The organism is Gordonia sp. LMA484 (assembly GCF_058129505.1).
Window position 1 is genome coordinate 2,049,456 of sequence record NZ_CM176700.1, and the last position, 25,534, is coordinate 2,074,989.

General features: G+C 65.0%; 15 protein-coding genes and 3 rRNA genes. All 18 read right to left on the bottom strand.

Annotated elements, in window-relative coordinates:
* Nucleotides 1-65 precede the first annotated feature (65 nt).
* Nucleotides 66-1,007, bottom strand: coding sequence for a site-specific tyrosine recombinase XerD (gene xerD, locus AC4AMJ_RS08895; RefSeq protein ID WP_489917830.1), 942 nt, complete (start codon nt 1,005-1,007; stop codon nt 66-68).
* Nucleotides 1,004-1,675, bottom strand: coding sequence for an NUDIX domain-containing protein (locus AC4AMJ_RS08900; RefSeq protein ID WP_489917831.1), 672 nt, complete (start codon nt 1,673-1,675; stop codon nt 1,004-1,006). Before AC4AMJ_RS08900 ends, xerD begins: the two co-directional genes overlap by 4 nt.
* Nucleotides 1,672-3,414: a CTP synthase gene (pyrG, locus tag AC4AMJ_RS08905; protein ID WP_489895984.1), complete on the bottom strand. Its 1,743-nt coding sequence runs from the start codon at nt 3,412-3,414 to the stop codon at nt 1,672-1,674. The genes AC4AMJ_RS08900 and pyrG overlap by 4 nt, the downstream gene beginning before the upstream one ends.
* Before the next feature lie 119 nt (nt 3,415-3,533).
* Nucleotides 3,534-4,463 carry a copper transporter gene (locus tag AC4AMJ_RS08910; RefSeq protein ID WP_489895985.1) on the bottom strand — a complete coding sequence of 310 codons (930 nt, stop codon included), beginning with the start codon at nt 4,461-4,463 and terminating at the stop codon, nt 3,534-3,536.
* Between the two features lie 3 nt (nt 4,464-4,466).
* Entirely contained in the window at nt 4,467-5,654 is a 1,188-nt protein-coding gene (gene steA / locus AC4AMJ_RS08915) for a putative cytokinetic ring protein SteA (protein WP_489895986.1), read from the bottom strand.
* Between the two features lie 108 nt (nt 5,655-5,762).
* Nucleotides 5,763-7,529, bottom strand: coding sequence for a DNA repair protein RecN (recN, locus tag AC4AMJ_RS08920; protein WP_489895987.1), 1,767 nt, complete (start codon nt 7,527-7,529; stop codon nt 5,763-5,765).
* A 1-nt stretch (nt 7,530) separates the two neighbouring features.
* The gene (locus tag AC4AMJ_RS08925) at nt 7,531-8,538 is read right to left on the bottom strand and encodes an NAD kinase (RefSeq protein WP_489895988.1); all 1,008 of its coding nucleotides are present in this window, start codon (nt 8,536-8,538) and stop codon (nt 7,531-7,533) included.
* A 17-nt stretch (nt 8,539-8,555) separates the two neighbouring features.
* Nucleotides 8,556-9,506 (bottom strand): TlyA family RNA methyltransferase, encoded by a 951-nt coding sequence (locus AC4AMJ_RS08930; protein WP_489917832.1) that lies wholly within the window; start codon nt 9,504-9,506, stop codon nt 8,556-8,558.
* A gap of 11 nt (nt 9,507-9,517) precedes the next feature.
* Nucleotides 9,518-9,835 carry a hypothetical protein gene (locus AC4AMJ_RS08935; protein ID WP_489895990.1) on the bottom strand — a complete coding sequence of 106 codons (318 nt, stop codon included), beginning with the start codon at nt 9,833-9,835 and terminating at the stop codon, nt 9,518-9,520.
* Between the two features lie 13 nt (nt 9,836-9,848).
* Nucleotides 9,849-12,047 (bottom strand): HAD-IIA family hydrolase, encoded by a 2,199-nt coding sequence (locus AC4AMJ_RS08940; RefSeq protein ID WP_489917833.1) that lies wholly within the window; start codon nt 12,045-12,047, stop codon nt 9,849-9,851.
* A 162-nt stretch (nt 12,048-12,209) separates the two neighbouring features.
* Nucleotides 12,210-12,326, bottom strand: a 5S ribosomal RNA gene (rrf, locus tag AC4AMJ_RS08945).
* 168 nt (nt 12,327-12,494) lie between these two features.
* A 23S ribosomal RNA gene (locus AC4AMJ_RS08950) occupies nt 12,495-15,629 on the bottom strand.
* 453 nt (nt 15,630-16,082) lie between these two features.
* A 16S ribosomal RNA gene (locus tag AC4AMJ_RS08955) occupies nt 16,083-17,603 on the bottom strand.
* Together the 16S, 23S and 5S rRNA genes form the textbook arrangement of a ribosomal RNA operon.
* A gap of 490 nt (nt 17,604-18,093) precedes the next feature.
* On the bottom strand, nt 18,094-19,377 hold the full coding sequence (gene tyrS, locus AC4AMJ_RS08960; protein WP_489917834.1) for a tyrosine--tRNA ligase: 1,284 nt from the start codon (nt 19,375-19,377) through the stop codon (nt 18,094-18,096).
* Between the two features lie 66 nt (nt 19,378-19,443).
* Nucleotides 19,444-19,671: a Trm112 family protein gene (locus AC4AMJ_RS08965; RefSeq protein ID WP_489917835.1), complete on the bottom strand. Its 228-nt coding sequence runs from the start codon at nt 19,669-19,671 to the stop codon at nt 19,444-19,446.
* An 89-nt stretch (nt 19,672-19,760) separates the two neighbouring features.
* Entirely contained in the window at nt 19,761-22,772 is a 3,012-nt protein-coding gene (locus AC4AMJ_RS08970; RefSeq protein ID WP_489917836.1) for an AMP-binding protein, read from the bottom strand.
* 82 nt (nt 22,773-22,854) lie between these two features.
* A complete protein-coding gene (gene argH, locus AC4AMJ_RS08975; protein ID WP_489917837.1) occupies nt 22,855-24,327 on the bottom strand; it encodes an argininosuccinate lyase in 1,473 nt (490 codons plus the stop codon).
* On the bottom strand, nt 24,324-25,523 hold the full coding sequence (locus tag AC4AMJ_RS08980; protein WP_489895996.1) for an argininosuccinate synthase: 1,200 nt from the start codon (nt 25,521-25,523) through the stop codon (nt 24,324-24,326). Before AC4AMJ_RS08980 ends, argH begins: the two co-directional genes overlap by 4 nt.
* Between the last annotated feature and the right edge of the window lie 11 nt (nt 25,524-25,534).

The following is a 25,534-nucleotide window of genomic DNA, read 5'->3' on the forward strand; positions in this document are numbered from 1 at the left end:
TGGGTCCGATGCCCGAAGCTGCGGAGCATCGCCGACACGCCGCGGCCGGACGTCCGCCGTCATGATCACCGGGCGCGCGGATGCGCCGTGGAATAGACCTCGCGCATGGTGTTGACCGTCACCAACGTGTACACCTGCGTGGTCGTCACCGATGCGTGGCCCAGCAGTTCCTGCACCACGCGCACATCCGCGCCCCCGTCGAGCAGGTGGGTGGCGAAGCTGTGACGCAGGGTGTGCGGCGACACCTTCTTGTCGAGCCCGGCGCGCTGCGCCGCATCGACCAGCACCTGCCAAGCGCTCTGCCGCGACAGTCGGCCGCCGCGGGCGTTGAGGAACAGGGCAGGAACGGCGCGATGGACGAGTGCCGGGCGACCGCGTACCAGGTACGCCTCCAGTGCGTCGATCGCCGGACCGCCCACGGGGACGACCCGTTCCTTCCCGCCCTTACCGCGCAAGCGCACCGCGCGGGTGTCGGTGTCGATGTCGTCGACATCGAGCGCGATCGCCTCCGAGATGCGCGCGCCACAGCTGTAGAGCAGCTCGAGCAGCGCCCGATCTCGCAGGGCACGGGGATGATCGGCGGTGCCGGCGGACTCGAGGATCGCGAGCACCTCGTCGACCGGCAGCGACTTCGGGAGTCTCCGCGCCGGCCGTGGCGGACTGACTGCCCGTGCGACGTCGACCCCGACGATCCCCTCGGCCGCGGCGAACTTGTGAAAACCTCTGACCGCCACCAGAGTTCGCGCGATCGAGCTGTCGGCGAGCGGCGAGACGTCGACGTCGGGATCACCGCGGCGAAGTTCGACGAGGAACTCCCGCACGTCCTCCTCGGTCACCGCGCGAAGGTCATCGATGCCGCGGGTGACCAGATACTGCTCATATCGGTCGAGGTCTCGTCGGTACGAGCTGACCGTGTTGACGGCGGCGCCGCGCTCGACCGTGAGGTGATCGAGGTATCGCGTCACCTGCTCCGCCGGGCTCTCGGCGGACACGGCGTGGCCGGTCATCGGTGCGAGCGGCGGGCGCGCAGCGCCGTCGGCTCGTCGGTCCAGGTCGCGGTCACCGCACGCAGGTCGGAGCCGCGGGCGTCGGCCGCCGCGACCGCGAGGATCCCGGCGACGCTCGTGGCGTTCACGATCTCACCGGCGAGAACCCGGCCGACCGCGTCGTCGAGTGCAAGCCACTCGACCGACATGTCGGCCTCCTCGTCGTGGCGTTCGGCCGCATCGAGCGACCGGAGTCCTTCGGCGAGATAGAGCCGCAACGCCTCGTCGGTGAATCCCGGGGACAGCGCGAGGTCCACCAGGACGTGCCAGCGCTCGGCGGCGAGGTCCACCTCTTCGGCCAGCTCGCGTTGCGCAGCGTCCAGAGGCCTCTCATCGGGTCCGGCGTCGAGCAACCCGGCCGGCAACTCGAGCAGCCGGCGACCGATCGGATGGCGATATTGCCGCACCATCGCGATCCTGCCGCCCTCGTCGCGCGCGACGACCGCGACCGCACCGAAATGCTCGACGACCTCACGCTCGGCGACCCGGCCGCTCGGCATCTCGACCTCGTCGACACGCAGAGTCAGGATCGCGCCGTCGTAGACGGTTGTGGTGGAGCGGACCGCGAAGTCGTGGCGTCCGGTCTGGGTGTGACCGTCGGATTCCCGGTCGGGTTCCGGTCCGCTCAAGCGCCACGTTCCTCGTCGTCGATCGCGTCCTCGCCGTCGGGAAGATGCCGCTCGTAGTCACCGAGATCGACGGGAAGTCGCTCGGCGGCTTTGTACTTCAGCGCCGCCTCGATCAACGCACGGAACAGCGGGTGTGGGCGCGTCGGCCGGCTCTTCAGTTCCGGATGGGCCTGGGTGGCGACCAGGAACGGATGCACCGACGTCGGATACTCGACGAACTCGACGAGGTGTCCGTCCGGCGATGTGCCCGAGAAGACCAGACCGGAGGCCGCGATCTTGTCGCGGTAGGCGTTGTTGACCTCGAAGCGGTGACGGTGGCGTTCGGACACGTCGGTCGTCCCGTAGGCCGCCGCGACGACACTGCCGCGTTCCAGCGTGGCCGGGTAGGCGCCGAGCCGCATGGTGCCGCCCAGGTCGGCCTCTCCGGCGACCACCTCCGTCTGGTCGGCCATCGTCGAGATCACCGGATAGGGGGTGTCCGGGTCGAACTCGGTGGAGCTCGCATCGTCGAGACCGGCGGCACGGGCCGCCTCGATCACGACGCATTGCAGACCGAGACACAGTCCGAGCAGCGGGATACCCCGCTTGCGTGCGTACGCGATCGCACCGACCTTGCCCTCGATCCCGCGGATGCCGAAGCCTCCGGGAATCAGAACCGCATGCGCATCGGCGAGTGCTGCCTGAGCGCCCTCGAGGGTCGAGCATTCGTCCGACGGGACCCACTTGATCTCGGTGCGCGCCTTCCAGGCGAAACCGCCGGCCCGGATCGCCTCGGTGACCGACAGATAGGCGTCCGGCAGGTCGACGTACTTACCGACGAGCGCCACTGTCACCGTCTCGCGGGGATCGTGCACCCGCTTGAGCAGCTCGCCCCACTCGGTCCAGTCGACATCACGGAACGGCAGGCCGAGCTTGCGCACCACGTACGCGTCGAGTTGCTCGCGGTGCAGGACTTTCGGGATGTCGTAGATCGACGGTGCGTCCGGGGTGGAGATGACGCCCTCGAGCTCGACATCGCACATGAGCGCGATCTTGTTCTTCAGGCCCTCCGGGACATCACGATCGCACCGCAGGATCAGTGCGTCCGGTTGGATGCCGACGTTGCGCAGCGCCGCCACCGAGTGTTGGGTCGGTTTCGTCTTCAGCTCGCCCGACGGCGCCAGGTACGGGACCAAGGACACGTGCAGGAAGAACACATTGTCCCGGCCGACGTCGTGGCGGATCTGGCGTGCGGCCTCGATGAACGGCTGCGACTCGATGTCACCGACGGTGCCGCCGATCTCGGTGATGACCACATCGGGGGCCTCACCGTCGGAACCCGGCTCGCGCATGGCCAGCACCCGGGACTTAAGTTCGTCGGTGATGTGCGGGATCACCTGGACCGTCTCCCCGAGATACTCGCCTCGACGCTCCTTGGCGATCACCGACGAATACACCTGCCCGGTGGTCACATTCGCCGACTGGGAGAGATTGCGGTCCAGAAACCGCTCGTAGTGTCCGACGTCGAGGTCGGTTTCGGCACCGTCCTCGGTGACGAAAACCTCGCCGTGCTGGAACGGATTCATGGTGCCCGGATCCACATTCAGATACGGGTCGAGCTTCTGCATCGTGACCCGGAGGCCGCGCGAGGTGAGAAGCTGGCCGAGGCTCGATGCCGTCAATCCCTTGCCCAGGGACGACGCAACACCGCCCGTCACAAAGATGTGTTTGGTGTCGTGCACGTGGCGAAGTGGTCGCAATGCGTCTCCCGTCGGCCGAAACAGGCCAAAAACCCTGATTACCTACGGGACTACAGGGTAACACCTCCCGCGCCGTTCGACCGCCGCCACACCGCCACCCTCGGCGCCGGCCGCCCGGATCAGGTGGCCGGTTCGGCGCCGACGGTGATCGCACGTGCGCCGGGACCCGTGCCATAGGCGGCGGTCTTGCCGTCGGCCTCCTGCGCCAGCGCCAGCACGGTCGTGATCAGCCCCGTCTGCTGATCCACGTTGTCGACGGTGGACACGGCGTTGCCGAGCGAGGGATCCGAGCGCACCACCGCGATCGGCGAGCCGCCGGTCGCCGAGCCGGCCCGCCCCACGAGCACGCCACCCTGTGCGCGGGCGGCCAGGGCGCCGGCCATCCGTGCCATCAGCTGACCCTGGGCGCCGGAGTCGTCGCCGAGCGCATCCCCGGTGACCACGACCACGAGATCTGCCGTCGACAGGGCGTTGTCGGCAGCATTGATGAAGCCACCCTCACGCAGTGCCTGGAGGCCGAGTCGCACATCGCCGGCAGAGGCGGCCGACCGCCCGTCGGGATGCAACAGCAGCGCACCGAGGAGGTCACCGACCCGTCCACCGGAATCGGTCAGCTCCGCACGGAGCGTGGCACCGGGCGGGATGGTCTGATCGACGATCGTGCGCAGCTGTTCCGCATTCTGGTCGCGGACCAGGTCGTCGGTCATCCCGATCTGTCCGGCGAACCGGGCGCCGGCGGCCGAGATCGACTCCTTGACGGCATCGACGTCGGCGTCGGCGGCATTGGGGGCAGTGACCACCAGCACCGATTGGCCCTTCAATGTGCCGGCGATCAGCCGTGGCGCGACCGCTGCACCGAAACTGTTGGCAGCGTTCAGCTGCGCGTTGAGCTGGTCGCGCTGGGACTCGAGGTCGCCGATCCGATCGCGGGAGGTCCCGGTGATCGAGTTGACGCGTTCACCCACGAAGCCCGAGCCCAGGAAGAGACCCACCGCCAGGGCCAGGAAGACCGCGACGAGTGAGATCGCATGTTGCCGAAGCGAGATCATCTACTACCTGTTCCACACACCCTGGGCCCACTCGACCGCCTGGTGGTATTGCGCCCGAGCCCAGTCGATGACGTCGGGGCCCATGTTGGACAGCAGGACGGCCGCGATCACTGCGATCAGAGCCGCGAGGATGACGCACGCGATCGCCGCCCCGGACACGCGACTGCGGTACAGCGTGGCGACCGCCTTGGCGTCCACCAGTTTCGGCCCGACCTTCAGTCGGGTGAGGAAGGTCGACGGGTTGCTCTCCCGGCGTGACCGGTCGAAGAAGTCGTCGAGCGTGCCGCCGTATCCGACGGTCACGATGAGGTCGGCACCGTGATAGTCGGTGAGCAGCAGCGCCAGATCGGCGGCCGAGCCGGCGGCGGGAAAGGTGGTCGCGCCGATCCCGAGGTCCTGGATGCGGGCCAGCCCGGTGGCATGCCCGTCGGTGTCGGCCGGAAGTACCAGTTGCGCCCCTGATTTGAGCGTCGCCGTCTTCATCTCCTCGGGGTCGCCGACGATGAGCGCGGGCTTGTGACCGGCCTTCATGAGGGTGTCGGCGCCTGCTCCGACACCGACCAGCACCGGCGAGTACTCCTTGATGAACGGTTTGAGGGCCCGCAGATCGGTCGCCCGGTCCGGTCCGTCGGCGACGATCACCACGTGACGTCCGGCGAGGTCGACATCGATGTCGGGTACACCGACTCCGTCGATGAGCAACGGGGATTCACTGCGGATGAACTCGATCGTGTTGCCGGAGAAGGCTTCCAGATGATCGACGAGGCCGGTCTTGGCCTCGATCATCATGTCCGCGATGTCGCGCTCCTCGAGCTCGGTGCCGAGCGCGAGCCGACGTTCGCCGACGTAGAGCCGGTTGTTGTCGATGCGAAGCTTGGCACCGTCCTTCACCCGCTTGAAGACCTCGTCCCCGACGTTGTCGAGCAGGACGATGCCTGACGCGACGAGGACCTCCGGCCCGAGGTTGGGGTATCGGCCGGAGATCGACTGCGACGCGTTGACCACGGCGACGACGTTGGCCTGCACCAGCGCATCGGCGGTCACCCGGTCGAGGTCGATCTCGTCGAGGATCGCGATGTCCCCCGGACCGACGCGATCCAGCAGACGCCGAGTGTTCTTGTCTATCCTGGCTATTCCGGTGACGCCAGGGAGTTCATTCGTCGTGCGGGCGAGCAGGGCAGGCATCTTCATGACGCCCATGATTGACGCGCGGAGTCCTCAACGCGCGGAGGCGCGCCGTAACAACTGCAACTTTTGTCACATCAGTAACAACGTCGGTGCGAGACGCACCACCGGGTTCTACGTCCGCTCGGCTTCTGCGGTCGCGAGCAGCTCCTCGGCGTGGGCCCGACCGGTGTCCGAGTCCCCGAGTCCGGCCAGCATTCGCGCGAGTTCCGCCACGCGTTCGTCGCGGTCGAGGGTACGAACGGTGCTGGTGTGCGGGCGGTTCTTGGTGGCGGCTGCGCTCTTCCCGATCACGAGGTGGTTGTCGGCGAATGCCGCGACCTGTGGCAGGTGGGTCACGACGATCACCTGGTGTGCGCGCGCCAGCCGCGCCAGGCGCCTGCCGATCTCGACCGCGGCCCGTCCGCCGACGCCGGCATCGACCTCGTCGAACACCATCACCGATCCGCTTGTCGGGGCGGCCAGAACGACCTCCATGGCCAACATCACGCGGGACAGCTCACCGCCGGAGGCGGAGCGCGCAATCGGCAGCGGCGTCGCACCCTTGTGCGCCACCAGAGCGAACTCGACCCGATCCGCGCCGCTCGCGCCGGAATGCGCCCGGCCATCCTCCAGGTCGATGGCCAGCCGGTCGTCGTCGGCGGCCGGATCGAGCCCGACGTCGACAGCCAACGCGGCGTCGCCCATCGCGAGGCCGGCGAGTTCGGCCGAGACCTTGGTCGCCATCGACTTCGCCGCGCTGCGGCGTCGTTTGCGGAGTTTTGTTGCCGCGTCGACCACCTTCGCCTGAGCGGCGGCCGCGGCGTTCTCCAACTCGGTCACCGATCGCTGCGGATCGTCGATCTCGGCCAATCGGACCTCGGCCGCCTGGCGCCAGGCGATGACACCGTCGATGTCGGGGGCATACTTGCGGACCAGTGCCTTGAGTTCGGCCTGCCGGTTGAGCAGCTTGTCGAGTTCCTCGGCATCGGCCGGGAGGTCGCCGAGGAACGAGGTCAGTTCCTCCCCGACGTCGGTGATGACCGTCAGCGCCTCGGCCACCCTGGGCAGCAGTTCCCGCAGGGTCTCGTCGCTCGTCGTCTCCAGCGTGCTGCGTACCTGTCCGAGTCCGTCGATGACCGAGCCGTCGTCTCCGGCGATGATCTGGTGAGACTGCGCACCGGCGGCACGGATGCTCTCCAGGTCGGTCAGCCTTCGGATCGTCGCCGCGAGGTCGGAGTCCTCGCCGGGCTGCGGATCGACCGCGGCGATCTCATCGACGCCGAACCGGAGCCGATCGGCTTCCTGCGCGAGTTCCCGATGGTTGGTCCGCCTCGCGTCGAGTTCATCGAGCAGCGCGATCCATTCGTCGCGTGCCTTCCGGTAGGCATCGACCGCGGTCGCCACCGACCCGCCGGCGAATGCGTCGAGCGCGGCCCGTTGGTGTTCGGGTTTGATCAGGCGAAGCTGATCGTTCTGTCCGTGCACGGTCAACAGGTGGTTGGTCAATCGGCCCATGACCCCGACCGGGACGGAACGTCCGCCGAGGTGCGCACGGGATCGGCCATCCGAACTGACCGAGCGCACCGCGATCACCGTGCCGTCGTCGTCGACGTCGGCGCCCGCCGATTCCAGAATCTCGGCGATGACCGGGTCGGCGTGCGCGTCGTCGGGCGACCCACCGTGATCGACGAGCCGGAAACGACCCTCGACGGTCGCCTTCGCGTCACCGGACCGCACACGCGTCGCATCGGCCCGGGCACCCGACAACAGGTGCAGGCTGGTGACGATCATGGTCTTTCCCGCGCCGGTCTCACCCGTCAGAGCGGTGAAACCGGGATGGAACTGCGCGGATGCCTGCGCGATGACACCCAGGCCCTCGATGGACAGTTCTTCCAGCACGTCAGACCTGCCTCCCCCGCCAACCCGTCACGGGTAGATCGAACTTGGTCACCAACCGGTCGGTGAAGGGCTCCGAATCGATCCGGACCCACAGCACCGATCGTTCACTGCGGACGACTTCGACGCGGGCCCCCGCGGACACGTCGAACTTGCGGCGTCCGTCACAGAGCGCCACACCCGGCCGACCGCGTCGATCCACCTCGACCGCCACCCGCGAGGCCGGACTGGTGACCAATGGCCGGGCGAACAGCGCGTGGGCGTTGCTCGGCACCACCAGAATCGCCTCGAGGTCCGGCCACATCACCGGCCCGCCCGCAGAGAACGCGTAAGCCGTCGATCCGGTGGGCGTGGCCACCAGCACGCCGTCGGCACCGAACGCGGACACGGGCCTCCCATCGACCTCGGTGACGAGTTCGAGAACTCCGCTGTTGGTGCGGTTGAGTATCGCCACCTCGTTCAGCGCCCAGCTGCGCAGCACCGGATCGCCCGGCCGAGCCGGATCGATCACCGTGACGTCCAGCGTCATCCGGGGCTCCACCCGATAGTCGCCGGCGATCAGCTGTTGCATGACCGAATCGAGCCGGTTGGCCTCGGCCTCGGCGAGAAAGCCGATGTGTCCCATGTTGATACCGAGAACTGGAACCTCTGCCGGGTACGCGAGCTCGGCAGCGCGCAGGAAGGTACCGTCGCCACCGAGAACGATGACCACCTCACAGCCCTCGGCCGAGGCCGGCACCGGTGAGGCCACTTCGACGGCAGCGCCGATACTGCGCAGGTGGTCCGGATCGACCGGATGGCCGGCCGACCTCGTCGGACCGTGTGACGACCCCGCATCGAGCGCGGACTCGTGCGCCTTCGTGTCGTAGTCGACGACGCGCAGCTTCACCCCGGCCGCCGCACAATGGCGCGCGATGGCATCCATTGTCTTCGTGACGATCTCACGTCCGGTGTGGGCGACCACGAGAAACTCCCGATGGCCTGCCGGATCGGCGACAGCATCGTTGGCCACTATGGTCCCTTCGTCTGTCAGCGAGGCCCGTTCTCGACGGCCCGTGTGATCATCTCGATCAGCGCCGGGTCATCGGATGTCCCCGAGACGGTGGCGGCATCATCGACACCACCCGTCGTGTCCGTTCGATGTTCGACCCTATCCGGCCTCGACGTCTCCTCGTCGGGCCGGTCGGCGTCGGTGGACGCCCACGGATTGTTCGTGGTCACGCTGACCACGCGTTCCTTGCGTAGCCACAGGAAGTATTCGACGTTGCCCGATGGGCCGGGAAGCGGACTCGCGACCACCCCGCGGGTCTCGAGGCCGAGCCGTCCGGCCGCGCGGGCGACGCCGAGCACGGCGTCGACGCGTTGTCGAGGGTCGCGGACCACACCCCCCGAGCCGACGCGGTCCTTGCCGACCTCGAACTGCGGTTTGACCATCGGAAGCAGATCACCTCCGACCCGCACACACCGGGCCAGCGCGGGCAGCACCAGCGCCAATGAGATGAATGAGAGGTCCGCTACGACCAGATCGACCTCACCACCGATGGCATCGGAAGCGAGATGCCGAACATTGGTACGGTCGTGCACGCTCACCCGTGGGTCGTTCTGGAGGCGCCACACCAGTTGTCCGTACCCGACGTCGACGGCGACCACCTCGGTGGCCGCGCGCTTGAGTAGAACGTCGGTGAATCCTCCGGTCGAGGCGCCGGCATCCAGGCAACGCCGTCCGCCCACACTCAGCCCTGCCGGCTCGAACTCCTCCAGCGCCCCGAGCAGCTTGTGGGCGCCCCGCGACGCCCAGTTCTCCCCCAGATCGTCCACGACGACGATCGGCGTGTCGCGGGCCACGTTCGTCGCCGGTTTCGCCGCCACGACTCCGTTGATCTTGACGTGTCCGTCGGCGATGAGTGTGCGGGCCTGTTCACGGGATCGGGCCAGGCCACGACGGACGAGTTCGGCATCGAGTCGTGCTCGCGGGGCCACCTCTCAGCCCTTCACCGTGGATCGACGTCTTCCAAGGCGCTCGTCAACACCTCATGGGCACGCTCGAGGAGTTCGGTCTGACGTGCCAGCGACCCCAGGTCGAACTCGTCGCCGGCCGATCGCCGCACCTCGTCGACCTGCCCGAGCAGTTCGGACACCGCATCGCCGACCGTCGCGGGGTCGATGTCGGCCCCGGGAATCCGCTGGGCGTCATCCGACCCCGCCGATCCCGTCGCGCGCGGCATCAGATGCGGGCCCGGACGCGGTGGGCCCGGGACCGGTCTCGTGGATGCCGGCATGTTCTGGTCTGGGCGGCCCGATTCGGTCATGGTGCCACCAACGCTAGCGCACCGGCGTCACGCCGACCGACTCGAGAACGCGACGGACTTCTGGGTCCGGACTGGTCACCACGAGATCTGCGGGATCGAAACCGGCGTCGTCGAGCTCTTGCCACACTGCTGCGGCCAGTGCCGGGACGAGACTCTCCGGCCGCGGCTCGCCATCGGCGTGAACGGTGGCGGTGGTCCCGTCGACAACGATTCGCCAGCCGTCGTGGTCACCGACGCGAACGACGTCGGCGTCGAACGACTGCAAACCGGCGAGATCACCGATCACGAATGTCGGCCGCTGCTCGGGTGGCGCGGTCAGGAGGTCCAACGCGGAGCTGACCCCGGTGAGCACCAATGCGCTGTCGACGCCGACCGAATGCGCACCCTCGATATCGGTGTCGAGGCGGTCACCGACCACAAGAGGCCGCGACGCACGGCTGCGCGCGATCGCATCCGCCATCAGCGGCGCGGCAGGTTTGCCCGCGACGAGGGGCGTCTTGCCGGTCGCGTTGGCAACCGCGGCGACCATCGAGCCGTTGCCCACCAGGACCCCCCGCTCGGAAGGGAGGGTCGCGTCGGTGTTGCAGGCGATCCACAGGGCACCGGCGTTGATGGCCAGGGCGGCCTCCGACAGCTGCGCCCAGCCGGTATCGGGGGAATGCCCCTGGATGACCGCAGCGGGTCGGTCGTCGGCACTGCGGGTCACTCCGATACCCACCTCACGCACCTCCTGGGCAAGTCCGTCCGTCCCGATGACCAGGGCCCGCGAACCGGGGGCCAGGTGCTCGGCGAGCAACCTCGCGGCCGACTGTGCACTCGTGATCACCTGATCGACAGTCGCGGCGAAGCCCAGTTCCACCAGGTGCGCCACGACCTCGGCAGGACGCCGGCTCGCGTTGTTGGTGACGAAGTAGCGTGCGGTGCTGACGGATTCGAGCGCTTCACGTGCTCCCGGAAGAGCATGCTTACCGGCGTACACCGTTCCGTCCAGATCGAGCAGCAGTGCATCGTATCGGGTCGCGAGGGCACGTACCGGCGCCGAGACCGCGTTGTCGGACTCGGCCGGCTCAGCCGGTACCTCGGCTGGTACATCGGCTGGTACATCGGCTGGTAAAGGTGTCTCTGCCGCGGCCTTGTCGACCGGAACACCCGCGGTGCCGGTGTCGACCGGGAGATCCCCGACGGCGGGGTCGTCCACCGCGGGGGACTCCACCGCGGAATCATCGATCATGTTCGAAGCCGTGATGGTCGCCTCGTCGTGCGTCGCCTCCGGGGCCGGCCCCGTGCTCGGCCCCGGCACCGTCGTCGGCGCCGACGGCACCGGAGCGGAAGCCACACCAGCGTCGAAGGACTCACCCGCCCCTGCTTCGTCATCCACCGGCACTGCCGACTCCGCGTCCGAGTACGACTCGTCGGTCAGTTCCACCAAGCGGAGCTCGGCGTCCGTGACATCCTCGACATCGGCAGAGGCCGCGTTCATGAACCATGTGATCGCGTCGTCGGTTCGGCCCGCCGCCAGCAGCGCGGAGGCATAGGCATAGAAAAGACGAGCAGGCGTGGTGCCGGTACGACCGGGCGTCAGATCGTCGGATTGCAGTGTCACGACGGCTTTCTCGGGCTCGCCGAGGTCGATGCGGGCTCCGGACTCGACAATCCGCATCTCGGTCGCCTCTTCGCCCGACAGGGTACGACCGTCGTCGCTGCGTGCGAGTTCGATGGCACGGGCCGGTCGTCCCAATCCGCGCTCCGCGTCGGCGATCAGCGGCAGCAATCCGGTGTTGCCGGTGATCCGCCGGGCCGCCCGCAGCTCCGACACCGCCTCCTGCCACTCACCGGCGTTGTATGCGGCGATGCCCATGGTCTCGCGGACCACGCCAACCCGTCCGGCGCGGCGACGCGCTGCGCGCGCGTGTTCGAGCGCGGCTGCCGGATCGTCGTCGAGCAGGCGCGTGACCATCACCAGATGGCGCGCCACATTCTCTGCATTGGTCTTGTCCAGCGTCAGCAGGTCGCGTCGTACATCGGAGTCGAGGTCCGAGGCAGCCACGTCGTTCGGCAACGCCGGCTCATCCGGACGACCTGCCGAACCGGTTCCGCGGGACGGACGATGTGCACGGCCTGCGTTTCCGTCGCGGCGTGGGCCGCTGTCGCGGCGCTGTCCATCGCGGCGCGGAGCACCCTCTCGTCGGGGAGCGCGGTCACGGTCATTCATAGCAGCCAATCTATGCCTCGCAGCGGGACGGACGTCGGATAATCGGCCGCCGGCTGTGCTGCAGACCCGGTGTCGAGAGATCCGGGTGCGGCACCATGCCGGTGGCATGCCAACGGCCCCGCATTCGAGGAATCTCGAATACAGGGCCGTTGTCCAAGTTGTGTTCGGCGGTGTCCTACTCTCCCACACTGGTTAGGGTGCAGTACCATTGGCGCTGGAGGGCTTAGCTTCCGGGTTCGGAATGGGACCGGGCGTTTCCCCTCCGCTATGGCCGCCGAAACATTGTGAAACACACGCAGTGTTTGTTTATCTTGTGTGAACCACCATCAACCAATGGTTACCACTGGTTGATGGGTTCACGAGGGGCGGAGCCCCCGTGCGTGTTGTTTCAGAAGTGTCATAGTGGATGCGAGCAGAGCTCTATCAGTACTTATCGGTGATAAGTGTTGTTGTAAGTCCTCGGCCGATTAGTACCAGTCACCTACACACATTGCTGTGCTTCCAGTTCTGGCCTATCAACCCCATGGTCTGTGGGGGGCCTTACCCCCTCGAGGGGGTGAGAAACCTCATCTTGGAACAGGCTTCCCGCTTAGATGCTTTCAGCGGTTATCCCTTCCGAACGTAGCTAACCAGCGATGCCCCTGGCGGGACAACTGGCACACCAGAGGTTCGTCCGTCCCGGTCCTCTCGTACTAGGGACAGGTTTCCTCAAGTTTCTGACGCGCGCGGCGGATAGAGACCGAACTGTCTCACGACGTTCTAAACCCAGCTCGCGTGCCGCTTTAATGGGCGAACAGCCCAACCCTTGGGACCTACTCCAGCCCCAGGATGCGACGAGCCGACATCGAGGTGCCAAACCATCCCGTCGATATGGACTCTTGGGGAAGATCAGCCTGTTATCCCCGGGGTACCTTTTATCCGTTGAGCGACACCACTTCCACACGTTGGTGCCGGATCACTAGTCCCGACTTTCGTCCCTGCTCGACATGTACGTCTCACAGTCAAGCTCCCTTGTGCACTTACACTCAACACCTGATTGCCAACCAGGCTGAGGGAACCTTTGGGCGCCTCCGTTACATTTTGGGAGGCAACCGCCCCAGTTAAACTACCCACCAGGCACTGTCCCTGAACCCGATCAGGGTCCGAGGTTAGAAGTCCAATACGATCAGAGTGGTATTTCAACAACGACTCCACAACCACTGGCGTGGCCGCTTCACAGTCTCCCACCTATCCTACACAAACCGAACCGAACACCAATACCAAGCTATAGTGAAGGTCCCGGGGTCTTTTCGTCCTGCCGCGCGTAACGAGCATCTTTACTCGTACTGCAATTTCGCCGAGTCTGTGGTTGAGACAGCAGAGAAGTCGTTACGCCATTCGTGCAGGTCGGAACTTACCCGACAAGGAATTTCGCTACCTTAGGATGGTTATAGTTACCACCGCCGTTTACTGGGGCTTAAATTCTCAGCTTCACACCCCGAAGGGCATTAACCGGTCCTCTTAACCTTCCAGCACCGGGCAGGCGTCAGTCCGTATACATCGTCTTACGACTTCGCACGGACCTGTGTTTTTAGTAAACAGTCGCTTCTCTCTGGTCTCTGCGACCCACACCAGCTCACGCCGCAAGGACGGTCACCGGGATGGGTCCCCCTTCTCCCGAAGTTACGGGGGCATTTTGCCGAGTTCCTTAACCACAGTTCTCTCGATCGCCTTAGTATTCTCTACCTGACCACCTGTGTTGGTTTGGGGTACGGGCCGTGTACCAACTCGCTAGAGGCTTTTCTCGGCAGCATAGGATCATGGATTTCGCCGCAACGGCTACGCATCACCTCTCAGGATATATGTGTGACGGATTTACCTACCACACTCCCTACAGGCTTACACCAGTATTACCACTGACTGGCCCCACTACCTTCCTGCGTCACCCCATCGCTTGCCTACTACCAGCCGAGGTCCCATGCAGCCCCATCCGGTCACCCGAAGGTGATCCATCTGGTTTTGGATGGTTAGTACAACTGATTCAGCATGGACGCCTGTACACGGGTACGGGAATATCAACCCGTTGTCCATCGACTACGCCTGTCGGCCTCGCCTTAGGTCCCGACTCACCCTGGGCGGATTAGCCTGGCCCAGGAACCCTTGGTCATCCGGCGGCAGAGTTTCTCACTCTGCTTTCGCTACTCATGCCTGCATTCTCACTCCCACACCCTCCACCACTAGCTCACGCTGTGGCTTCCAGGGATGCAGGACGCTCCCCTACCCACCCACACCACTGCTCCCCACCCCGCAAGGCGAAGAGAATGACTTGTGTGAGTGTCGCGGCTTCGGCGGTGTACTTGAGCCCCGCTACATTGTCGGCGCAGGATCACTTGACCAGTGAGCTATTACGCACTCTTTCAAGGGTGGCTGCTTCTAAGCCAACCTCCTGGTTGTCTTCGCGACCCCACATCCTTTTCCACTTAGTACACGCTTAGGGGCCTTAGCCGGCGATCTGGGCTGTTTCCCTCTCGACTACGAACCTTATCGCCCGCAGTCTCACTGCCACACTCTCACTTACCGGCATTCGGAGTTTGGCTGACGTCAGTAACCTAGTAGGGCCCATCGGCCATCCAGTAGCTCTACCTCCAGTAAGAAACATGTGACGCTGCACCTAAATGCATTTCGGGGAGAACCAGCTATCACGGAGTTTGATTGGCCTTTCACCCCTACCCACAACTCATCCCCTCCATTTTCAACTGAAGTGGGTTCGGGCCTCCACGACGTCTTACCGACGCTTCACCCTGGCCATGGGTAGATCACTCCGCTTCGGGTCTAGACCCGGCGACTCCACGCCCTATTCAGACTCGCTTTCGCTACGGCTACCCCACACGGGTTAACCTCGCCACCGAGCACTAACTCGCAGGCTCATTCTTCAAAAGGCACGCCATCACCCACAGCCGACCAAACGACTCGCAGGCTTTGACGGATTGTAAGCGTCCGGTTTCAGGTACTATTTCACTCCCCTCCCGGGGTACTTTTCACCTTTCCCTCACGGTACTAGTCCGCTATCGGTCACCAGGAAGTATTCAGGCTTACCGGGTGGTCCCGGCAGATTCACAGCAGATTCCACGAGCCCGCTGCTACTTGGGAGAACATCACGCAAGACCACAGGTTTTCAGCTACCGGACTCTCACCGACTACGGCAGACCATTCCAGGCCACTTCACCTAACCCACAGCTTTATCACTCACGCCCAGACAGGTAGATCTGAGAAGATGAACCCCACAACACCACACACACAACCCCTACCCGGTATCACATGCGCATGGTTTAGCCTCCTCCGCTTTCGCTCGCCACTACTCACGGAATCACAATTGTTTTCTCTTCCTATGGGTACTGAGATGTTTCACTTCCCCACGTTCCCCCCACACAGCCTATACATTCAGCTGGTGGTAACACGACATCACTCGTGCTGGGTTTCCCCATTCGGACACCCTCGGATCACAGCTCGTTTGACAACTCCCCGAGGACTATCGCGGCCTACCACGTCCTTCATCGGCTCCTGGTACCAAGGCATCCACCGAACGCCCTTAAACACTTACAACAACACCTACACCCACAGGGGCTCCGCCCCCCATGCACCCCCAACAGGAGACACACAAGGAACAACACCCCCCACGAATGTAGACATCACACAACAAACTCGAACAAAACACACAAACCAAAAACTATTGATTCAATATGCATTGCAAAATAAAGATGCTCGCATCCACTATGCACTTCTCAAACAACACACACCCACCACCCACACACCTCTGTATGCCCCACCACAGGACACCTCACCAAGGCTGCGCAATGACAGGCCCAGAAGAAACGTGTGTTCCCTCAGAACCCCGATAGTGTGCTGACAACGCCACCCACCTCACAGTGAACAGCCACCCACCCCACCAACCCAGACAGGCCGGCAGAACAGATCTGTTTGATGTTTCACCCTCGAACACACACCCACCGCACGGACACATGCCGGCAGAAATGGGTGATGTTGTGTGCTCCTTAGAAAGGAGGTGATCCAGCCGCACCTTCCGGTACGGCTACCTTGTTACGACTTCGTCCCAATCGCCGATCCCACCTTCGACGGCTCCCTCCACAAGGGTTAGGCCACCGGCTTCGGGTGTTACCGACTTTCATGACGTGACGGGCGGTGTGTACAAGGCCCGGGAACGTATTCACCGCAGCGTTGCTGATCTGCGATTACTAGCGACTCCGACTTCACGGGGTCGAGTTGCAGACCCCGATCCGAACTGAGACCGGCTTTAAGGGATTCGCTCCACCTCACGGTATCGCAGCCCTCTGTACCGGCCATTGTAGCATGTGTGAAGCCCTGGACATAAGGGGCATGATGACTTGACGTCATCCCCACCTTCCTCCGAGTTGACCCCGGCAGTCTCCTGCAAGTCCCCACCATCACGTGCTGGCAATACAGAACAAGGGTTGCGCTCGTTGCGGGACTTAACCCAACATCTCACGACACGAGCTGACGACAGCCATGCACCACCTGTACACCAACCACAAGGGAACAACCATCTCTGGCTGCGTCTGGTGTATGTCAAACCCAGGTAAGGTTCTTCGCGTTGCATCGAATTAATCCACATGCTCCGCCGCTTGTGCGGGCCCCCGTCAATTCCTTTGAGTTTTAGCCTTGCGGCCGTACTCCCCAGGCGGGGTACTTAATGCGTTAGCTACGGCACGGATCCCGTGAAAAGGAACCCACACCTAGTACCCACCGTTTACGGCGTGGACTACCAGGGTATCTAATCCTGTTCGCTACCCACGCTTTCGCTCCTCAGCGTCAGTTACTACCCAGAGACCCGCCTTCGCCACCGGTGTTCCTCCTGATATCTGCGCATTTCACCGCTACACCAGGAATTCCAGTCTCCCCTGTAGTACTCAAGTCTGCCCGTATCGCCTGCACGCCTGCAATTGAGTTGCAGAATTTCACAGACGACGCGACAAACCGCCTACGAGCTCTTTACGCCCAGTAATTCCGGACAACGCTCGCACCCTACGTATTACCGCGGCTGCTGGCACGTAGTTGGCCGGTGCTTCTTCTCCAGGTACCGTCACTCACGCTTCGTCCCTGGTGAAAGAGGTTTACAACCCGAAGGCCGTCATCCCTCACGCGGCGTCGCTGCATCAGGCTTGCGCCCATTGTGCAATATTCCCCACTGCTGCCTCCCGTAGGAGTCTGGGCCGTGTCTCAGTCCCAGTGTGGCCGATCACCCTCTCAGGTCGGCTACCCGTCGTCGCCTTGGTAGGCCATTACCCCACCAACAAGCTGATAGGCCGCGGGCCCATCCCACACCGCAAAAGCTTTCCACCACAGAACATGCATCCCATGGTCATATCCGGTATTAGACCCAGTTTCCCAGGCTTATCCCAGAGTGCAGGGCAGATCACCCACGTGTTACTCACCCGTTCGCCACTCGAGTACCCTGCAAGCAGGGCCTTTCCGTTCGACTTGCATGTGTTAAGCACGCCGCCAGCGTTCGTCCTGAGCCAGGATCAAACTCTCCATGAAAACCTATCGAAAAAGCCGGCGAACCAGCACTTTTCAACACAATCTCAGCCAGAGAGACAAAAACCTGACCAAACAAAAACTAGCAACACCCACCCACACGGGCAGGTGCCACAAAAAAATACATCTCATATCCAAAAAACTTGGACACACGATGCCAAACATGGCATCAAACAATCCATCAACACACTATCGAGTTCTCAAAGAACACACACCCACCAGCACCACCCTGTAACAGGGCGCTCACCAGCAAGCTTTACGTTCTGTTTGGATTTGCTGCCCCCTTTCGGGGCAACTCTTCCAGCGTACCGGAGTGATCTCCGATCCGCAACTCCCGTTTCGATCTCTCGAACCGGGGCTGGCCCCACAGAGTCGTCCCGAACTCACGTTCGGGCACCTTCACTGCCCGGGTCCTTGTCGGCCCCGGGGAAGTTGCTCACTGCGGTGCGTCGATTAAGTTACACAGGTGCGAACAACGCGTCAAATCGCCTGGTCAGAGCGTTACGGTCGCGCCGGCGAAGCTCTTCTTTCCACGCCGGATCACCAGCCAGCGACCGTGCAGCAGATCCGAGGTCGTCGGCTGCCACTCCGGATCGGTGACCTTCGCATTGTTCACATAGGCGCCGCCCTCTCCGATGGTACGGCGTGCAGCCTTGTTGCTGTCCGACAATCCGGTGTCCACGAGGAGCTCGACGATCGTCGGAGACACATCCGTGTAGGCGGCGACCGAGGTCTCACCCACGGCAGCCGCCAGCGTCTGTTCGTCGAGATCCGCGAGGTCGGCGCGCCCGAACAGCGCCTGGCTCGCCAGCTCGGCGGCCCGCGTGTGCTGTTCACCGTGGATCAATGTGGTCATCTCCGCTGCGAGACGCTTCTGCGCGATCCGCAGGTGTGGCGTCTCCTCGGTGGCCCTCTCGAGTTCCGCGATCTCGTCACGACCGAGGAAGGTGAACCACTTGAGGTAGCGCACGACATCGGCATCGGCCGTGTTCACGAAGTACTGGTACCAGGCGTATGGGCTGGTCAGCTCCGGGTCGAGCCACAGGCTGCCGCCCCCGGTGGACTTGCCGAACTTCTTGCCGTCCGACGACGTGACCAGCGGAACGGTCATCGCGTGCAGGGTCGCACCGTCGATCCGACGCGCGAGATCGACACCGCCGACGATGTTCCCCCACTGATCCGACCCGCCGATCTGCACTGTGCAGCCGTGACGGCGGTGGAGCTGCACGAAGTCGTTCGACTGCAGCAGGAGGTAGCTGAACTCGGTATAGCTGATGCCGTCGGATTCCAGTCGCCGGCGAACCGTCTCACGGGCGAGCATCACGTTGATCGAGAAGTGCTTGCCGATGTCCCGCAGGAACTCGATGGCCGAGAGCGCGCCGGTCCAGTCCATGTTGTTGACCACGACCGCACCGGTCGCCGAATCGTCGATGCGCACGAAGCGCCGCAATTGGGAATCGATGCGTGCGGCCCACTCGGCAACGGTGTCGGTGGTGTTCATGGTGCGTTCCCCGACGTCGCGCGGGTCGCCGATGAGACCGGTGGCGCCGCCGGCCAGCACGATGGGGCGATGGCCCGCCTCCTGGAACCGCCGTAACGTCAGCAGAGGTACGAGGTGACCGGCATGAAGGCTCGCTGCGGTCGGGTCGAATCCCGCGTACAACGTGGTCGAGCCCCGATCGAGTTCCGCACGCAGTTCGTCGAGATCAGTCGACTGGGCGATCAGGCCACGCCACTCGAGTTCGGACAGGATGTCGGTGGTCGGACCGGTAGACATGTCGGTTGTCACCCTTTGATCTTGTCATCCGGCATATCGCGGTTGGTGACGACCACGTCGACGCTGCTAATCGGCGTCGGTCGCACCACCGGTCAGGCGAGTGTGCTCGGCATCATCGACATCGCGCGCCTCGTCCGCGAGCATCACGGGAATGCCGTCTTCGTCGATGCGATAGGCCACGCGCAGGCGCGGGTTGTACAGCTCATCCCCCGCGTCGAGCAGGGGTCCGTGGTCCTGCGGGCACACCAACCGCTCACGAGTGATCGGATCGATGGATTCGGCGCGTGTGGCCATCGCTTGTGCTGGTCCCCTCGGTCGTGCGGCGTGGTCGGTTCACAACTGTAGTGCCCCGTTCCTGGTGCCGGGCGGTCGCGGGGCTCCGGTCATCTGCCGGCCGCGACAGGTGCCGCGCCGCCCGCGCCGGCCTCCGCCGACCAGCCCATCGTCGCGGCGGCTGTCCTGGTGTAACGGCGATACCGCCCGTCGTTGTCCCGATACCACACCTTCGCCCCTGGCCTGGGCAGACCGCGGCGCGCGAATCCCCGTGCGACGGGACGATACGCATCGGAGACCGGGATCTCGTCGGCGACCCAGACCAAGTGCGGCCGTTGCGTGGCTGCGAGCTCACCCAACGCGATCCGCAGTTGCGTCACCGTCAGCGAGTCGCCGTTGGCGTTCGGCCGCAGCGTGACGGCGGCGACTGCGATCTGCCTGCCCGGTGCACCCACCCCGTAGGCCACCGACTGGTCGACAGAACTCATCCGCGAAAGGATCTGCTCGACCGGCGGCACGAAGACAGGGCCATCGGTCGTGTGGACGATGCTCTCGAGCGATCCGAGGAACCACAGGTCGTCGTCGGCGTCCCGGACGAACAGGTGCCCGGACACCTCCCATCGATCGTGCGGCAGGAACACATCGCGGAGCACGGTCGCCGACGTGTCGAAACGGTGGCGTGCCCGAGCCAGCAGCAGGCCGGGCTCGCCGACCGCAGCTTTCTTGACGAACCCCGCACCGTCGATGACCAGGCGATCCTTCTCGAGATCGTAGGCCGCGACCTCCACCGGATTCGTCTCCGGTAGCGGGCGTCCCATCGAACCGGCCTTGTTGGCGGAGACGTTCGCGAGTATCGCCGAACCGTCCGCCGTGGCGAAGAACTCCAGCACCCGGGCCCTCGGGAAACTCTCGGTGACGTCGTCCCAGAGTCCGACCGGCATGCCCGAACCCATGAACAGGCGAATCGGGTTGTGCTGATTGATCTGGAAATCGTCCGAGCGCACGATGTCACGCATCATCGTCCACGTATAGGACACCACCGTGATGCCGTATCGGTTCACCTCCATGGTGAAGGTGTCGGCGTCGACGCCGTTGGACAGGGCGATTCGGGAGCGGCCCACCACGGTCGCACCCAGAGTGGTGAGCAGGCCGGATGCGTGGTGCAACGGGGGCAGACAGTAGACGGTGTCGCGGTCGGTGAGCCCGGCAGCCGACGCGGCGCCGAAGGCCGACATCGCGAATCGGTGGTTGGTGATGGGCCACGGTGCGAGTTGGTCGCCGGTGCGGGTGAACAGGATGAATGCGAGGTCGCCGGCCAGGCCCGGATCGGCGCGATACCACGACGGCAGACGTACGGCGGCCGGATCGATCAGCTCCATGTCGATCACGGACGATCCGTCGGCACTCTCGATGGACCGGGACTCGCCGCTGCCACCACCCAACACCAGCACGCGATCGCAGGCACCCGTGGCCTGGTCGAGGTGGCTCGGATCGGTCACGACGACCGAACTGTCCGCGAGCCGCAGCATCTCCCGGATGTCGCCATCGGCCGCGAGCATGACTCCGACGGCGCCGAGCCGCGACAGCGCCGCGACCACGACCAGCGCGCTGGGGCGGGTGTCCATCAGGACACCGACGTGCTCGCCCGGGCGCACACCACAATCGACGAGGCCCGCGACCACGTTGTCGATGCGGGTGTTGACGTCGGCGTGGGTCAGCACCCGGTTCTCGAACAGGAACAGCTCCTGCCGAGCCGCCCGCTTGCAGTTCTCGGACATCAGCTTGCCCAGCGAGATCCGGGTTCCGGACTGGATCTGTCCGAGGCGGAAGAGACGGGGCACGGTGCGAGCCGATTCCTGTGCCACCGCTCGCGAGGTGCGCTGCAGTGAATTGGCCACGCCGAGGATTTCGCGAGAGACCCCGGCCCCTGCATCCGCGAGTGAACCGATGCCGTGCGTGATCCGCGACGACAGACTCACCCCGGAACCGTGCGGATCCAGGGTCTCGCGCATCTCCTCGATCAGCGGCGGCCGTTCGCCCGGCCCGGACTGCCAGAGCACCCAGTCGGCGGTGGTGGGCCAGGTGTGGGCACCGGCGGTGCTGCCGACCACCAATCCGAAGTGACCCACCGGAACTCGTGATTCGTAGACGTCGGCCCCGGGCGCGGCCCGGAGGATCCCGCGAACCGCCAGCGGCTGGCCGATGTCATCGGCCTCGCCGATGAAAGCCAACACCGGACAGGTGATCTCGGTGAAGGATACGAGATCGCCATGGATGACGAAACCACCCGACATCATCCTGTTGTGCACCACGAACTGGCGCAACAGCTCGGCGACAGCGGGGCCTGACCAGGCAACCCAGCCCTCGGCCTCGATGAAGCGCCGTTGATCTTCGCGCGGCAGCAGCGCATCGCGATCGTGGAGCTTGCGCAGGAAGTCGATACGGCTGCGAGCCGTCTTGACCGGGTCGACGAGCTGGAAGCCGGCCCGGGCCATCCACCCGGGTACCCAGAGTCGGTTGAAGACCTTGTCGGCCAGCAGTTCCGCACCCGGTACCACCAGACCGGCGGGCAGCCCCAGAGGCAGTGCGGCGAGGACGTCGACCGGACTGCCGAAGGTGACCAGGCTCGCGATCGACTTCGACTGCCGGTAGGCGGCGGTCTGGTAGGCGAACATACCGCCCTGCGAGTAGCCACCGAGGTGGACGTCCTTGCCAGTGGCCTCGACGATCAGGTCGATGGCACGACTGATCGCGACGACGTGGTCGGCGAGGTTGCGTTCCATCCCGCCTTCCTCGGAGTCCGGGGACCCGAAGTCGATGACCCACGGGGTGATGCCGGCCCGATGCAGAACCGACACCGCCCCGTTCTGCTCGGTGACGTCATAGACGTTGGCCGACACCATCATCGGCGGAACCAGAACGATCTGCGGCCCGATGTTCGGCGCGTCCGGGAAGTACCGGCGCAGCCGGAACATCTTCTCCGTCTCGACGACGTTGAACGGAGCGGGCTCGGTTTCGGTTGCGAGGCCGCCGTAGCGCAGCACCTCGAGGCCGTTCTGCGCGGTGGCGAGTACCCGGTCGACCGCGGCGCCGACGTCGGGAATTGGGGGCAAGCCCACCATGACGTCGATCCCTCCCCTCGGTTGGTTTCGAGTGATGCACGTCACTGTACCGGCCTCCCCGAAGGCGGCGTCACCAGCGTACTCAGGTGCGGTCGTGCGCCGGTTCTTCCGACAATTCGGCGCGTCGCCGCTGCACCTGTGCGCGCAGTTCGGACAGCTGGCGCGCCACCTGCACCGACGCCGTGCCGCCGTGGGCGTTGCGCGATTCGATCGACCCGCGCACCGTCAGGACGTCGCGCACCGCCGGAGTCAGGTCCGTACTGATCGACGCGAGGGTCTCGTCGTCGAGATCGGCGAGTCCCACCCCGCGTTCCTCGGCGGCGCGTACACTCGCGCCCGCCACCTCATGGGCGACGCGGAACGGAACTCCCTGACGAACAAGCCATTCCGCGATGTCGGTGGCCAACGTGAAGCCGGCAGGCGCCAGGTCGGCCATCCGCTCCTCGTGGAATTCCAGGGTGGCGACCAGACCGGTGACGGCCGGCAGCAAGAGCTCCAGCTGTGCGACCGAATCGAAAACCGGCTCCTTGTCCTCCTGGAGATCCCGGTTGTAGGCGAGCGGTTGCGCCTTCAGAGTCGCCAGCAATCCGGTCAGGTTGCCGATCAGACGTCCCGCCTTGCCCCGGGCGAGCTCCGCGACATCCGGGTTCTTCTTCTGCGGCATGATCGAGCTGCCCGTCGACCACGCGTCGGCCAGCGTCACGTAGCCGAACTCCGGTGTGCTCCAGAGGATGATCTCCTCGGACAGACGGGACAGGTCGACGCCGATCATCGCGAGGACGAACGCCCCCTCGGCGGCGAAGTCCCGTGACGCCGTCGCATCGATCGAGTTCTCGGCCGCCCGATCGAACCCCAGATCCGCCGCGATCGCCGCCGGATCCAGTCCCAGCGAGGAACCCGCCAGAGCGCCGGACCCGTACGGCGACACCGCGGTCCGCCGATCGGCGTCGGCAAGGCGCTCGACATCGCGGAGCAGCGGATGCGCATGCGCGAGCAGCTGATGCGCCAACAACACCGGCTGGGCCGCCTGCAGATGGGTCTTACCGGGCATCACCGCGTCGGGATGTGCCTGCGCCTGCTCGATGAGCGCGTCGACGACGTCGAGTACGCCCAGCGCGACCCGGCGCATCGCTGCCCGCAACCACATGCGGAACAGCGTCGCGACCTGGTCGTTACGGGAACGACCCGCACGCAGTCGACCGCCGAGTTCCGGTCCGACGCGCTCGATCAGTCCCCGCTCGAGTGCGCCGTGGACGTCCTCGTCGCTCTCGGCCGGACCGAAGGAACCGTCCGCGATGTCGGCGGCCAGTCGGGACAGTCCGTCGAGCATCGCGCCCAGATCGTGGTCGGTGAGCAGCCCGGCCCCGTTCAGGACGCGGGCATGGGCCATCGACGCCTGGACGTCGTAAGGTGCCAGCACCCAGTCGAAGTGCGTCGATTTGCTCAACGCGGCCATCGCCGCGGCAGGGCCGTCGGCGAACCGGCCACCCCACAACGAGCCCTTGTTGGTACCGCCCGCTGCGCCGGGGGCCGAACTGTCCGCGCTACCGCTCACAGATCAAGATCCCTCTTGGCGGCGATCTTCGACGACAGTCCGTGCAGTTCCACGAACCCGCGTGCCGCGGACTGGTCGAAGCTGTCGCCTTCGTCGTAGGTGGCGAGATTGAAGTCGTAGAGAGACTCGGAACTGCGCCGCCCGGTGACCGCGATGTGGCCGCCGTGCAGCACCAGCCGGATGTCGCCGGTCACGTGTTCCTGCGTCGACGCCACGAACACGTCCAGCGAACGCTTGAGCGGCGAGAACCACAATCCGTCGTACACCTCTTCGGCCCACTTCTGGTCGGTGTGCCGCTTGTAGCGGCCGAGTTCACGTTCCAGCGTGACATGTTCGAGTTCCTCGTGCGCCCGGATGAGCACCATCGCGCCGGGTGCCTCATAGACCTCCCGGCTCTTGATGCCCACGAGCCGGTCCTCGACGACATCGAGGCGTCCGACACCCTGTGCACCGGCGCGACGGTTCAGTTCCTGGATCGCCTCCAGGACACTGACCGGGCGGCCGTCGATCGCCACCGGGCGACCTTTGTCGAAGCTGATGATGACCTCGTCCGGCGACTGCCAGTTGACGGTCGGGTCCTCGGTGTAGTCGTAGACGTCCTTGGTGGGCGCGTTCCAGAGGTCCTCGAGGAACCCGGTCTCCACCGCGCGGCCCCAGACGTTCTGGTCGATGGAGAACGGCGACTTCTTGGTCACGCTGATCGGGATGTCGTTCTCCTCGGCGAAGCTGATCGCCTTCTCACGCGTCCAGGCATAGTCGCGAACCGGCGCGAGGACCTCGAGATCGGGCGCGAGCGAGGCGAACCCGACCTCGAATCGGACCTGGTCGTTGCCCTTGCCGGTGCATCCGTGGGCGACGACGGTCCCGCCGTGGTCCCGGGCCGCGGTGACCAGGTGCTTGGCGATCAGGGGACGCGAGATCGCCGACACCAGCGGGTACCGGTCCATGTAGAGGGCGTTGGAGGTGATCGCGGGCAGGCAGTACTCGTCGGCGAACTCGTCGCGGGCATCGACCACCACGGCCTCGACGGCTCCACAGTCGAGGGCGCGTTGACGCACCACATCCATGTCCTCGCCGCCCTGACCGAGATCGAGTGCCACGGCGACGACCTCCTTGCCGGTCTCCTTACCGATCCAGCTGATCGCGACCGAGGTGTCGAGACCGCCCGAGTATGCGAGTACGACGCGTTCCGCCATGATTGTTCTCT